At 32.3% G+C, this 12,155-nt stretch carries 13 protein-coding genes and 1 pseudogene; 11 read left to right on the forward strand and 3 right to left on the reverse strand.

The window, feature by feature from the left end; genetic code table 11:
- The first annotated feature begins 17 nt into the window (after positions 1 to 17).
- The 10 genes from HXZ74_RS00965 (at position 18) to HXZ74_RS01010 (ending at position 6,219) form a co-directional block, all read left to right on the forward strand.
- The gene (locus HXZ74_RS00965) at positions 18 to 551 is read left to right on the forward strand and encodes an STM3941 family protein (RefSeq protein ID WP_286473422.1); all 534 of its coding nucleotides are present in this window, start codon (positions 18 to 20) and stop codon (positions 549 to 551) included.
- Positions 552 to 578: 27 nt separating this feature from the next.
- Positions 579 to 1,886 (forward strand): DEAD/DEAH box helicase, encoded by a 1,308-nt coding sequence (locus HXZ74_RS00970; RefSeq protein WP_180906721.1) that lies wholly within the window; start codon positions 579 to 581, stop codon positions 1,884 to 1,886.
- Between the two features lie 12 nt (positions 1,887 to 1,898).
- Positions 1,899 to 2,195 carry a Dabb family protein gene (locus HXZ74_RS00975; RefSeq protein ID WP_286473424.1) on the forward strand — a complete coding sequence of 99 codons (297 nt, stop codon included), beginning with the start codon at positions 1,899 to 1,901 and terminating at the stop codon, positions 2,193 to 2,195.
- Between the two features lie 121 nt (positions 2,196 to 2,316).
- Positions 2,317 to 2,571, forward strand: a complete 255-nt coding sequence (locus HXZ74_RS00980) for a type II toxin-antitoxin system Phd/YefM family antitoxin (RefSeq protein WP_286473425.1) — start codon at positions 2,317 to 2,319, stop codon at positions 2,569 to 2,571.
- Positions 2,572 to 2,829 (forward strand): Txe/YoeB family addiction module toxin, encoded by a 258-nt coding sequence (locus tag HXZ74_RS00985; RefSeq protein ID WP_286473426.1) that lies wholly within the window; start codon positions 2,572 to 2,574, stop codon positions 2,827 to 2,829. It abuts the gene before it with no gap.
- A 136-nt stretch (positions 2,830 to 2,965) separates the two neighbouring features.
- Positions 2,966 to 3,727 carry a type I methionyl aminopeptidase gene (map, locus tag HXZ74_RS00990; protein ID WP_115000652.1) on the forward strand — a complete coding sequence of 254 codons (762 nt, stop codon included), beginning with the start codon at positions 2,966 to 2,968 and terminating at the stop codon, positions 3,725 to 3,727.
- A 6-nt stretch (positions 3,728 to 3,733) separates the two neighbouring features.
- On the forward strand, positions 3,734 to 4,033 hold the full coding sequence (locus HXZ74_RS00995) for a hypothetical protein (RefSeq protein ID WP_038331664.1): 300 nt from the start codon (positions 3,734 to 3,736) through the stop codon (positions 4,031 to 4,033).
- Positions 4,034 to 4,245: 212 nt separating this feature from the next.
- Positions 4,246 to 4,818 carry a YceI family protein gene (locus tag HXZ74_RS01000; protein WP_115000651.1) on the forward strand — a complete coding sequence of 191 codons (573 nt, stop codon included), beginning with the start codon at positions 4,246 to 4,248 and terminating at the stop codon, positions 4,816 to 4,818.
- A gap of 26 nt (positions 4,819 to 4,844) precedes the next feature.
- Positions 4,845 to 5,663: a 4,5-DOPA-extradiol-dioxygenase gene (ygiD, locus tag HXZ74_RS01005; RefSeq protein ID WP_115000650.1), complete on the forward strand. Its 819-nt coding sequence runs from the start codon at positions 4,845 to 4,847 to the stop codon at positions 5,661 to 5,663.
- A gap of 37 nt (positions 5,664 to 5,700) precedes the next feature.
- On the forward strand, positions 5,701 to 6,219 hold the full coding sequence (locus tag HXZ74_RS01010; protein WP_115000649.1) for a YceI family protein: 519 nt from the start codon (positions 5,701 to 5,703) through the stop codon (positions 6,217 to 6,219).
- 52 nt (positions 6,220 to 6,271) lie between these two features.
- Here HXZ74_RS01010 and HXZ74_RS01015 read toward each other — a convergent pair whose 3' ends face one another.
- Both HXZ74_RS01015 and HXZ74_RS01020 read right to left on the reverse strand, forming a co-directional pair.
- Positions 6,272 to 7,735, reverse strand: coding sequence for an alanine/glycine:cation symporter family protein (locus HXZ74_RS01015; RefSeq protein ID WP_280050954.1), 1,464 nt, complete (start codon positions 7,733 to 7,735; stop codon positions 6,272 to 6,274).
- Positions 7,736 to 7,970: 235 nt separating this feature from the next.
- A complete protein-coding gene (locus tag HXZ74_RS01020; protein ID WP_280048912.1) occupies positions 7,971 to 10,313 on the reverse strand; it encodes an ATP-dependent helicase in 2,343 nt (780 codons plus the stop codon).
- A gap of 196 nt (positions 10,314 to 10,509) precedes the next feature.
- Here HXZ74_RS01020 and HXZ74_RS01025 point away from each other — a divergent pair, with 196 nt between their 5' ends.
- Positions 10,510 to 10,962: a Fur family transcriptional regulator gene (locus tag HXZ74_RS01025; protein ID WP_038331681.1), complete on the forward strand. Its 453-nt coding sequence runs from the start codon at positions 10,510 to 10,512 to the stop codon at positions 10,960 to 10,962.
- 60 nt (positions 10,963 to 11,022) lie between these two features.
- Here the strand turns inward: HXZ74_RS01025 and HXZ74_RS01030 are convergent.
- Positions 11,023 to 11,942: pseudogene (locus HXZ74_RS01030) on the reverse strand (Dyp-type peroxidase).
- Between the last annotated feature and the right edge of the window lie 213 nt (positions 11,943 to 12,155).

Raw genomic sequence — 12,155 nt, forward strand, 5'->3', positions numbered from 1 at the left:
TGTAAAAACAAAATCAGTTGAATTCAGTTAAAGTTTACGCAAAACAGACAAGCAATTGGGGATTATTATTCGGTAGTCTTTTATTTTTTGCTTGTTCAATTTATTTATTTTTAAACGCCAATCAAGTTAACTCTCCGCAAACTGCAAAAATTTTAAGCGGAATTTTATTTGTTCCAAGTTTACTATTCATCATCATTTCAATCAAAAAGTTGATGAAAAAACAATTGATTTTATTGATCGATAAAAAAGGAATTGTTTACAAACCTACGGATCAATTGAATTATATTGAATGGGGAAAGATTCTAGAAATTGAAGAGCTGAAATTACCTCGTCAACGTGTTATTAATATAAAAGTTGTTGATGCTGATAAGTTTATCAATAATGAATCTCAAAAATTCCTACAAGTGCGCATGAGATTTTGGAATAAAATGTATGGTGCTGTTGTTTCGTTTGACGCAAATACATTAGATAAAAATCACTTCGAAATCATGAATCTTTTTGATGAATTTATGGAAGATTATAAGATTTCTACAGTGTCAAAAAATGATTAATTCGAAAGAATAGACTATTTTTGCAGCATGCAAATCGATTTACTTTATAAAAATTTGGGCATCAAAGATATGAATGCAATGCAACGTTCAGCATTCAAAATGTCCGAAAATCAACGAGATTTAATTCTATTATCACCAACAGGTTCTGGTAAAACATTGGCGTTTTTATTTCCGACTTTAAGAGATTTAAATCCAGATGTAAAAGGTGTTCAAACCTTAATTTTAGTTCCTGCGCGTGAGTTAGCTTTACAAATCGAAACAGTTTTCAAATCGATGAAATCTGATTATAAAGTAACGTGTTGTTATGGTGGACACAATACAAAAGTTGAGCAAAATACTTTGTTAGAAGCTCCGGCTGTATTAATCGGAACTCCAGGACGTATTGCGTATCATTTGCGTAACGAAAATTTTGATCCTTCAACTGTTCAGACTTTAATTTTAGACGAGTTTGATAAAGCGTTAGAATTAGGTTTTCAAGAAGATATGAGCTTTATTGTTGAGCAACTTTCTGGATTGAAACAACGTATTTTAACCTCTGCTACAGAAATGGAAAATATTCCAGAATTTGTTGGATTGAATGACGAAAAAATCGTGAGTTATCTAAAACAAATCGAGGTAAAACCAGATTTACACATGAAAGTGGTGAATACCATTTCAGAAGAAAAATTGGATACATTATTCAATTTGATTTGTAAAATTGGAAGCAAACGTATGTTGATTTTCTGTAATCACCGCGATGCAGTTGATCGTATTAGCAATTTGTTGCATGAAAAAGGAATTGCGCGCGAAAGTTTTCATGGAGGAATGGAACAAGATGAGCGTGAACGTGCATTACTGAAATTCAGAAATGATTCGGTTAGAGTTTTAATTACAACAGATTTGGCTGCGCGTGGTTTGGATATTCCAGAAGTAGATTCGATTATTCATTATCAATTACCTGCAAAAGAAGCTGCTTTTATCCACAGAAATGGACGTACAGCTCGTATGAATGCGAAAGGTTTTGTATATTTAATTATCAGTAATGAAGAGCATTTTCCGTTTGTAAATGAAAATTTACCTGTCGAAAATTTAGGAGGAACATATAAAATTCCAGAACGTACACCTTACCAAACGATTTATATTTCTGCAGGGAAAAAAGACAAAGTAAACAAAGTTGATATTGTAGGATTCTTGTTCAAAAAAGGAGGTTTGGAGAAAAACGATGTCGGAATTATTGAAGTGAAAGATACAACTTCGTATGTTGCGATTAATCGTAAAAAAGTTCCTGATTTATTGAAAAAATTGAACGGTCAAAAAGTAAAAAATAAGAAAGTAAAAATGCAAATTGCATACTAAAAATAGAATTTTATGTTAGCACACCACGTATTATTTTGGTTAAAAGATGACGCTACAGAAGCTGAAGTGAATACATTTCACCAAGCTTTGAAAGATTTAGAACCAATTGCTCCTTCAGTATTTTTTCATGTTGGAACGCCCGCAAATATCGTAAGAGATGTTATCGATGCTTCGTATTCGTTTTCTTTGTTTGCCGCTTTCGAAACGATGGAACAATTTGAAACATATCAAAAACATCCACAACATATCGAGTTTTTGAATGGTCCAAATAAATTAGCAAAACGAGTATTAATCTATGATGCAGATTAATCATTATAAAAAATATAAGTTTAAAATCCGTCATTTGACGGATTTTTTTATTTTCTAAAAAATTGTAAATCAAGTTTATTTATAATTAATTGTACTTATATTTGTACAAAATATTGTACATATGTTGATAACAAGTATTTCTGAATTTAGAAAAGATATCAAAGAATATTTTGATCGTGTGACGAATAATTTTGAAACATTGATTATTAATCGTGGAAAAAATTCTGGTGTAGTTATTATGTCTTTAGAAGAGTATAACTCGCTAATGGCTACGAATCACGAGCTTTCTTCTCGTAAAAATGAAGAGCGTTTGGATGCTGCAATTGAGAAATTAAAAACTCAGAAAACGTTTACAAAAGAGTTAATTGAAGAATAGATGAAAATCGTTTTTGTTGATGAATCTTGGGAAGATTATTTGTATTGGCAAAAAACAGATAAATCTAAATTGAAAAAGATCAATGAATTGATTAAAGATATTGCTCGAAATCCTTTTGATGGTCTGGGGAAACCAGAAGCTTTGAAACACAAATATGCAGGTTTTTGGTCAAGAAGAATAGATCATGAACATCGGTTAATATATCGTGTTGTAGAAGATGAAATTCAAATCGCAAAATGTCGTTTTCATTATGATTGATATACTTCTTTATCAATCAACAATATAATCTATTATACAATAATCACGAATTTCTATCAAAATAAGCGAATAATCGTTACAAATACCCGTAAATTTGCAAATGATTTCTGAAAAGGAAATCAATAGAATTTAAGCAATGATTATAGAGACAGAAGAAGAGTTAATCGGAATGAAAAAAGTCAGCGAAGCTGTAGCCGTTACTCTTAAAGAGATGAAAGATTATGTAAAACCTGGAATGTCAACAAAAGAATTGGACGATTTTGGTGCGAAGATTATGCACAAATTTGGTTGTAAATCAGCTCCTTTCGAGACGTATCAATTTCCTGGTTATACTTGCTTAAGCGTGAATGAAGAAATTTGTCACGGAATTCCAAGAGCCGATAAAATTTTGAAAGACGGAGATGTTATTAATATTGATGTTTCTGGAGAATTAGGTGGTTTTTGGGCTGATAATGGAGGTTCTATTGTTGTTGGAGAAGATGTAAATGGTTATCAAAAAATTGTTGATGCATCGATTTCTGCACTTCAAAAAGCAATTGCAGCTGTAAAATCTGGCGTTAAAATCGCTGATATTGGTGGAATTATTGAGAAAGAAGCAAAAAAACATCATTATCATGTGATCGAGAATTTAACTGGTCATGGTGTTGGACGTTCATTGCACGAAGAACCGTTGGATTTGATGAATTTCAGAGATCCAGATGATAAACGTCGATTCCGTAAAAATTCAGTTATTGCGTTAGAAACTTTTATTTCAGAAAATTCTTACGAAGCAATTGAACAAGCTGATGGTTGGACGATGATAGGAAATGCACCTGGCGTTTTTGCACAACACGAGCATACTGTTTTGGTTACTTCTGAAGGTCCTATGATTTTGACGCACATGAATGGTAATTGGTAAAATTATATGAAGAGAAACGAATATATTAAAGTAGACCGCGAAGTGGTCAAAAAAATGAGCGAAGATATTCAGGCTTATTTAACAGAAAATAAGTTGGAACGTGTAAAGACGAAGGATATGATGCCTTTCTTAATTGAAAAAGGATATTTTCCTCACGATCGTAAAAAAGGATATCCTTTGCGTCAGATTCTAACAGATTTGAAAAAATCGGAAGAATTACATTTATTACCACAAGCATTTCCAGAATATTTGGAAGTCGAGAATAAAAAAACATCTACCTACTGGTATTTTAGTCCAGTAAAATAATATTAAACACTTCTATTGAAGTGTTTTTTTATTGTTAACGAATTCAAAATCTTTACTTTTTGGAATATTAATTGATACAATCTGATTGTTTTTTAGTTGAAAAAATCAAGTTTTTTAATTTCTTATCTTATGTCAATGAAATCTCATTGAGGTCTGAGCTAAATTTGTCCTATCAAAATAATTAATTAAAAACAATCAAATAATCATTCGTTATGAAAAAATTATTATTCACGTTAATGTTATCAGCAGCTTCAATGTCTGCATTCGCTCAAAATTATACAAATGATAAAGCACACTCAAAATTAGGTTTTTCTGTTTCGCACATGACAATTTCTGATGTTGAAGGACAATTCCAAAATTTTGATGTTCATTTAAACTTTACAAAAGAAGATTTAAGCGATGCAAAATTTCATGTAGTTGCAGATATCAACTCTATCAATACAGGAGTTGAAGCACGTGATAATCATTTGAAATCAGCAGATTTTTTCAATGCAGCAAAAAATTCAAAATTAGAATTCTCTTCAAAAGGAATCACACGTGTTAAAGGAAATCAATTTAAAATGATTGGTGATTTAACATTAAACGGAGTAACTAAACCAGTTGCGTTAAAATTAGTTTACAACGGAAGTATCAATAATAACGGAGTTAAAACGTACGGATTTACAGTAAAAGGAAATGTAAAAAGAAGTGATTTTAACATCGGTGGTAATTTCCCAGAAGCTGTTGTAGGTGATGTTGTTACCTTAACATCTAACTTAGAATTTGCAGCTCCAAAAGCAAAATAATAATAAATAAAATATGTCATAAAATCGTGGATTTCAATACGTTAAAATCAATTACTTCAAGTTTTTCTACAACTGATAAAATGCCAGTTTTATTTTTAGGACATGGCTCTCCGATGAATGCAATCGAAGAAAATATTTTTGTAGAAGGTTGGAAGAATATTGGAAAAACAATCCCAAAACCAAATGCGATTATTTGTATTTCGGCACATTGGGAAACGAAAGGGACTAAAGTTACGGCTTTAGAACAACCGAAAACGATTCACGATTTTTATGGTTTTCCGCAAGCTTTATTCGATGTTGAATATCCAGCACCAGGAAGTCCAGAATTGGCTACAGAGGTCAAAAATTTAATTAAAACAACAGATGTCGATTTAGACAAAATGTGGGGATTTGACCACGGTTCTTGGAGTGTGATTAAATTTTTGTATCCAGAAGCAGATGTTCCGATGATAGAACTGAGTTTGGATGTTTATAAAATGCCAAAAGAGCATTACGAATTAGCAAAGGAATTAGACGCTTTGCGTAGTAAGGGTGTATTAATAGTAGGAAGTGGGAATGTTGTACACAATTTGAGAGCGTTAAATTGGAACGAGCCAAATGCTGGTTACGATTGGGCTTATGAGGTGAATGATACATTCAAGAATATTGTTCAAACAGGTAATCACGACGAATTGTTCAATTTTGTACAAAAAGGTAGCGCATTTAATCTCGCCGTACCATCTATGGAACATTATTTGCCATCTATTTACGCATTAGCATTACAAGGAAAAGAAGAGGAAGTAACACTTTTTAATGACAAATTAATTTACGGATCATTAGGAATGTTATCATTCAAAATAGGATAAATAAATCAATTTAAATAACAAATAAAAACAAAACATTATGGCAACAAAATGGAATTTAGACCCTTCTCATTCAGAAGTTCAATTTAAAGTAAAACACATGGTAATTTCTACAGTAACAGGAAATTTTGATCATTTCAATGCTGGTGTAGAAAGTAATAGTAACGATTTTTCTGATGCAAAATTTGAATTTGATGCAAAAGTAGATTCAATCAATACAAAAAATTCAGATCGTGATGGACATTTAAAATCAGCTGATTTTTTCGCTGCTGAACAATTTCCAGAAATGAAATTTGAAAGTACTTCAGGTATTCAAAACGGAAAAATTGAGGGAACTTTAGAAATCCGTGGAGAGAAAAAACCAATCACTTTAAATGCAGATTTTGGTGGAGTTATTACTGATCCTTGGGGATTAGAAAGAGCTGGTTTCGAATTCTCAGGCGAAATCAATCGTAAAGATTACGGATTAGGATGGAGCCAAGTAACAGAAGCAGGAGGATTAGTTGTTTCGGATAAAGTAAAATTATTGGTGAATTTAGAGTTTACTCAAGCCCAATAATCATAATTTTTAATAGCAAAAAAGCCACTTCCAACGAAGTGGCTTTTTTGTATTATTTATTTTTGTTCTCCCAAAAAGTAGCATTTTTAATTCCGATTTCTAACGGATTGAAATCAGGATTTTTAATTCCTTTTTTACGTTTGTCTTTATAATCTTTCCAGACTTTAAGCCCAACTCCGCTCAATAATAAAATAGCGATAACATTTACCCATGCCATTAAACCTACACCAATATCACCAATTGCCCAAGCAGTTTCAGCAGTTTTGATTGTTCCGTAATACGTAGCGCCCAAGAAACAAAAACGTAAAATCCATACATAAACTTTTGTATTTTTTCCTTTGAAAATGTATGTAATATTCGTTTCCGCATAATAGTAATAAGCCATAATTGTTGTAAAAGCAAAGAAAAACAAAGCAATTGCAACAAAACTATTTCCGAATGAAGGAAAATGACTCGAAACAGCTGCTTGTGTAAAACCTGTATAATCTACACCAGGAAGATTTTGAGTAATGAAACTTCCCGCTTTTTCTGGGTGATTTACATTGTATTTTCCCGTAAATAAAATCATAAAAGCAGTTGCTGTACACACGAATAATGTATCGATGTAAACAGAAAAAGCTTGTACTAAACCTTGTTGTGCAGGATGGTTTACTTCGGCTGCTGCTGCTGCGTGAGGAGCAGTTCCTTGACCAGCTTCGTTAGAATAAATTCCACGTTTTATTCCCCAAGCAATTGCAGATCCAAAAACACCACTATAAAGAGATTCTTGATTGAAAGCTGACGAAAAAATTAATCGTAAAACTGATGGAACTTGATGAATATTCATTCCAATAATAATGATTGCCATCAAGATGTAAGCACCTGCCATAAAGGGAACGATGAATTCAGAAGCTTGTCCTAAACGTTTTACACCTCCAAAAATAATTAAAGCTAATAATCCAATAATGATGAATCCTACAATGTTGATTGGAATTCCGACAAAATTGTAAATAGGAATATCAAACGCATTGTTTAAAGCTGATGAAATACTATTCGATTGTACGCCTGGTAATAACAATCCGCAGCTCATAATTGTAATGATTGCAAACAAAACTGCGTACCATTTGATTCCTAAACCTTTTTCGATGTAGTATGATGGTCCACCACGATATTCTCCATCGATTTCTTGCTTATAGACTTGTCCCAATGCAGATTCGATAAAGGCAGATGCACTTCCTAAAAATGCGATAAACCACATCCAGAAAATTGCTCCAGGTCCTCCCATTGCGATTGCGGTAGCAACTCCAACAATATTTCCTGTCCCTACACGACCAGAGATAGCTAAAGAAAATGCTTGGAAAGGAGTGATTCCTTTGTCCGATTTTTCGCCACTAAATAGCAAGCGAACCATGTCTTTTATGTAAACGATTTGTAAAAATCCGGTGCGAATAGAGAAGTAAATTCCTGTTAAAGCGCAAAGTCCAATTAATGCATATGACCAAACATATCCACTTATGATATTGACGATATCATCCATTTGAGTATAAAATTTTTGTTCTTGTGTTTATTTGTGGTGCTAAAATGCTAAAAAAATCTTAATATATGATATTTATTATTTCTTTTTTTCAACAAAAGATTTAAACAATTTATACTGATGAAGTTGAATGAATGATTATTTTATAATTAAAGTTATAGTTTAAATTATATAATTTAAATAGTTGTTTATAACTGAAAAAGGTTACAAATTATTGTAACCTTTTTTCAGTTTTATATTATGATCGAATAATTTTTAGTTTAGCAAAATTTAAGAGTAATTTTTTCTCTCCAGCATTATCAAAATGAATAATTGCTTTCATATCTGATGGTTCTCCTTGCAAATCTTTCACAATTCCACGTCCAAAACGATCGTGAACGACAACTTGACCAACTTGCAGACCTTGAGCATTCGCTGTTGATGAAGCATTACTTTTTGTTTGATTTACTGGTTTGAAATTTGACCTTGGTTGAGCTGGTTCTACACGAGCTCTTGGATTAGGCCGTGCAACTGATTTCTCTCGTTGTTGATACTGTTGCGGCGTTGGTTCATCTCCAAATAAATCAGCCGATAATCCACTATTATTAGAAGCTCTTGCAGAAATATTAAGATTTTTCCAATCCAAGAAACTATCATCAATTTCTTCTAAGAAACGAGATGGTTCGCAATCGATAATTTTTCCCCAACGAAAACGTGAAACAGAGTAGGTCATATAAGCCACTTTCTCGGCACGTGTCAAGGCAACATAAAATAAACGACGCTCTTCTTCTAACTCAGCGCGCGTGTTAACGCTCATCATAGAAGGGAAAAGATTTTCTTCTAAACCAGCAATAAATACAACAGGGAATTCTAAACCTTTTGCTAAGTGAACAGTCATCAAATTTACCTTGTTATCGTCATCTTCCTCGTTATCCGCATCAGTTGCTAAAGCAATATTTTCTAAGAAACCACCTAAAGAAGCATCCCCTTCGTCTAATTGTTGTTGTTCTTCGACATAACCTTGAATCGAGTTCAACAACTCTTGAACGTTTTCTAAACGAGAAACACCTTCTGGTGTAGAATCTTCTTTTAACGCATTCAATAATTGTGTCGTTTTAGCCATTTCCATCGTTACTTCGTATACATCATGCGATTTTAACATCACTTGGAAACGCTTAATCATCAACACAAAATCATTCAGTTTGTTTGCTGTTCCTGCATTTATACCAATTGTTGGCGCATACATCGCAATATTTTCAATTAAAGAAAATAAACTAATTTGATGTTGATCTGCTGCGACCAAAAGTTTAGAAATTGTTGTTTGACCAATTCCACGTGCTGGATAATTGATTGTTCGCAATAAAGCTTCTTCATCATTTTGATTAATCAATAACCTCATATAGCTAACCATATCCTTAATCTCTTTGCGCTGATAGAAAGAAGTTCCGCCATAAACACGGTACTGAATTCCTCTTTTTCTCAAGGCTTCTTCTAAAGCACGAGATTGCGCATTGGTACGATAAAGAATAGCAAAATCTTTTGGTTGAAGATGTTTATTGATCTGTCTTTCCCAAATCTGAGTTGCAATATAACGTGCTTCATCAGCATCAGAAAGTCCACGATAAACGGCTATTTTCTCACCAGTTTCATTTGCTGTCCAAACATTTTTTTCTAATTGATCTTGATTTTGTTTGATAATCTGATTCGCAGCTTCCACAATCATTTGTGTCGAACGATAATTTTGTTCTAATGGATACAATTTCGCGTCAGGATAATCAGATTTGAATGATAAAATATTTCGAATATTTGCACCACGGAAAGCATAGATAGATTGCGCATCATCACCAACTACACAAAGATTTTCGTAACGAGAAGCCAATGCTTTTACAATCAAATATTGCGAATGATTGGTATCTTGGTACTCATCTACCATAATGTATTTGAAACGTTCTTGATATTTTGCTAAAACTTCAGGAAAACGCGTCAAAATTTCGTTGGTACGCAACAATAAATCATCAAAATCCATTGCACCAGATTTGAAACAACGATCTACATAAGCTCTATAAATATCGCCCATTCGAGGTCGCATTGCTTCATTATCTGCTTCAATTAAAGCTTGATTGTTATGATAAGCTCTAACTGTAATCAAGTTATTTTTGTATTGAGAAATTCTTCCCAAAACTTGTTTTGCTTTGTAAATATCTTTATCCAAATGCATTTCGTTAATAATCTTTGTCATTACCGAAACTGCATCTTGTTGATCGTAGATTGTAAAATCTGATGGATAACCTAAAAGCGGTGCTTCAACACGTAGAATGCGCGCAAAAACAGAGTGGAAGGTACCCATCCAAAGAGCTTTTGCATTCGCTTCACCAACCACATGTCCGATACGTTCTTTCATTTCTCGGGCAGCTTTATTGGTAAATGTTAAAGACAATATATTGAAAGCATCAACTCCTTTATTTAGTAAATGAGCAATGCGATAAGTTAACACTCTCGTCTTTCCAGAACCCGCACCTGCAATCACCATTACTGGACCTTCGGTAGCTTCTACAGCCAAACGCTGTGGTTCGTTCAGTTTTTCTAAATAATTTTCTTCCATCGTGTGCAAAGTTAACCTTTGTGGTGTAAAGGATAAAATAATTTTGAAAGATTATATATTTTCTTATATAGATGTATTGTTAATTATATGCTGCTATAAAGATTTATTATCAAGAGATAGAAAAAAACGTACGAATTGAAAGCTGTTTCGTTACATTGATAAGGAAATATTCTGTATATTTACACAAATTTTTTATATGACAGACGAATCAGTAAAATCAAGTAATTACGAAATAGTAAAGCAAGTGTTTACGAATTTCTTGGAAGACAATGGACATCGTAAGACACCTGAACGTTATGCTATTTTAGAGGAAATTTATTTTACAGATGATCATTTTGATATTGATATGTTGTATATCAAAATGAAAAATAAGAAATACCGCGTTAGTCGTGCTACTTTATACAATACTATCGAGCTTTTGATGGAAGCTAAATTGGTGCGTAAACATCAGTTTGGAGATCAACAAGCGCATTACGAAAAATCATATTTCGACAAAAATCATGACCATATTATTTTGTCTGATACAGGAGAAGTATTGGAGTTTTGTGATCCAAGAATTCAATCTATTAAACAAACGATAGAAGATATTTTTGATATCAAAATTGATAATCATTCATTGTATTTTTACGGAACTCGTAAAAATAAATAACCTTGATTTTATAAAATCAAAAGACCTTTTACGATTTCGTAAAAGGTCTTTTTTGTTATTTTAATTAGAAAATTGGTCTAACAAATCAAAAGAAGGAACAAAAAATAGAGTTCCAGTTTTGGCTTTACTAAAATCTAATATTCGATCATAGTTTCCGGCAGGTTCACCAACAAACATGCGTTCTAACATTTCTTCTACAATGCTAAATTTTCTGGCATAAGCAATAAAATAGGTTCCCATTTCATTTGTCGACATATTTCCAAAAGGCATATTATCACGAACAATTTTTTTGTCATCTCCAACATTTGCTAATGCAGAATGCGAATTCGAAGGTTTTTCATCATCATTCATTTCGATATCATCAACTTTAGATCGTCCAATTACTTTTTCTTGTTCAGAGATTGGTAAATTTTTCCAAGCTTGCATATCATGAATGTATTTTTGCACAAATAAGTAACTTCCATTTGTATAAGCAGAATCTTCATTGCCAATCAAACCAAAATTTGTTCTCTCGTCACCTTGAGGATTTTCAGTTCCATCGACAAAACCTAAAATACTACGTCCATCCCAATATCTAAATCCATGAATTTCTTCTTGACAAGTCGCAACATCATTTAATAAATCAGTTAGATTAGAAACAATATCAATGCAATAACTTTGTTGCGTAGAACGGATATGAAAATGAATATCAGCTTTTGTAGAAACGGCTTCATGCTTTTCTCCCTTAATGGCAACAAATGGTTTTAATTCTTTCGGTAAAGGTTTTGTAAATTTAATTTTATCCAAGCATCGTAGCTAATTCCTAAAATAACGCTCGATTGTGTTTTCGGAAAACGTGTATTTGCTGAATGGTTAAGATTGATAACCAAAGCACAAAGCTTTTTGAAAGCATTTTTGTAAACAGTATTTTCCTTGAAATTCCAAACCATAAAAATAGTATTGGTATTTGGACTATCTAATACATTTTGATATTGAGGCATTTAATAGATTTAAAAAATTGAATATGAAGTTAAGAATTTTAAAATTGAATTTTATGAATAATAGTTATTTTTTTAATCAAATTAAGACTTAAAAATCTATCATAGTGATTAAAACATTATGAAAATTTTAAGTATTCAAGCACGTTTTAACGTAATAATTAATTTTTAGGACTAAAAAAATAATACTAATTTTGGCTAACACTTTTTTGAAGT

Origin of the sequence: Empedobacter sp. R750, assembly GCF_030324345.1 — a bacterium.
Taxonomy (GTDB): Bacteria; Bacteroidota; Bacteroidia; order Flavobacteriales; family Weeksellaceae; genus Empedobacter; species Empedobacter falsenii_C.

Bases quoted from the DNA above. Each gene is read 5' to 3' on its own strand.
- map (WP_115000652.1), top strand. From the start codon at position 2,966: ATGATTATAGAGACAGAAGAAGAGTTAATCGGAATGAAAAAAGTCAGC.
- HXZ74_RS00970 (WP_180906721.1), top strand. From the start codon at position 579: ATGCAAATCGATTTACTTTATAAAAATTTGGGCATCAAAGATATGAAT.
- HXZ74_RS01000 (WP_115000651.1), top strand. From the start codon at position 4,246: ATGAAAAAATTATTATTCACGTTAATGTTATCAGCAGCTTCAATGTCT.
- HXZ74_RS01010 (WP_115000649.1), top strand. From the start codon at position 5,701: ATGGCAACAAAATGGAATTTAGACCCTTCTCATTCAGAAGTTCAATTT.
- HXZ74_RS01020 (WP_280048912.1), bottom strand. From the start codon at position 10,313: ATGGAAGAAAATTATTTAGAAAAACTGAACGAACCACAGCGTTTGGCT.
- HXZ74_RS01015 (WP_280050954.1), bottom strand. From the start codon at position 7,735: ATGGATGATATCGTCAATATCATAAGTGGATATGTTTGGTCATATGCA.
- HXZ74_RS00980 (WP_286473425.1), top strand. From the start codon at position 2,317: ATGTTGATAACAAGTATTTCTGAATTTAGAAAAGATATCAAAGAATAT.
- HXZ74_RS00985 (WP_286473426.1), top strand. From the start codon at position 2,572: ATGAAAATCGTTTTTGTTGATGAATCTTGGGAAGATTATTTGTATTGG.
- HXZ74_RS01025 (WP_038331681.1), top strand. From the start codon at position 10,510: ATGACAGACGAATCAGTAAAATCAAGTAATTACGAAATAGTAAAGCAA.
- HXZ74_RS00975 (WP_286473424.1), top strand. From the start codon at position 1,899: ATGTTAGCACACCACGTATTATTTTGGTTAAAAGATGACGCTACAGAA.
- HXZ74_RS00995 (WP_038331664.1), top strand. From the start codon at position 3,734: ATGAAGAGAAACGAATATATTAAAGTAGACCGCGAAGTGGTCAAAAAA.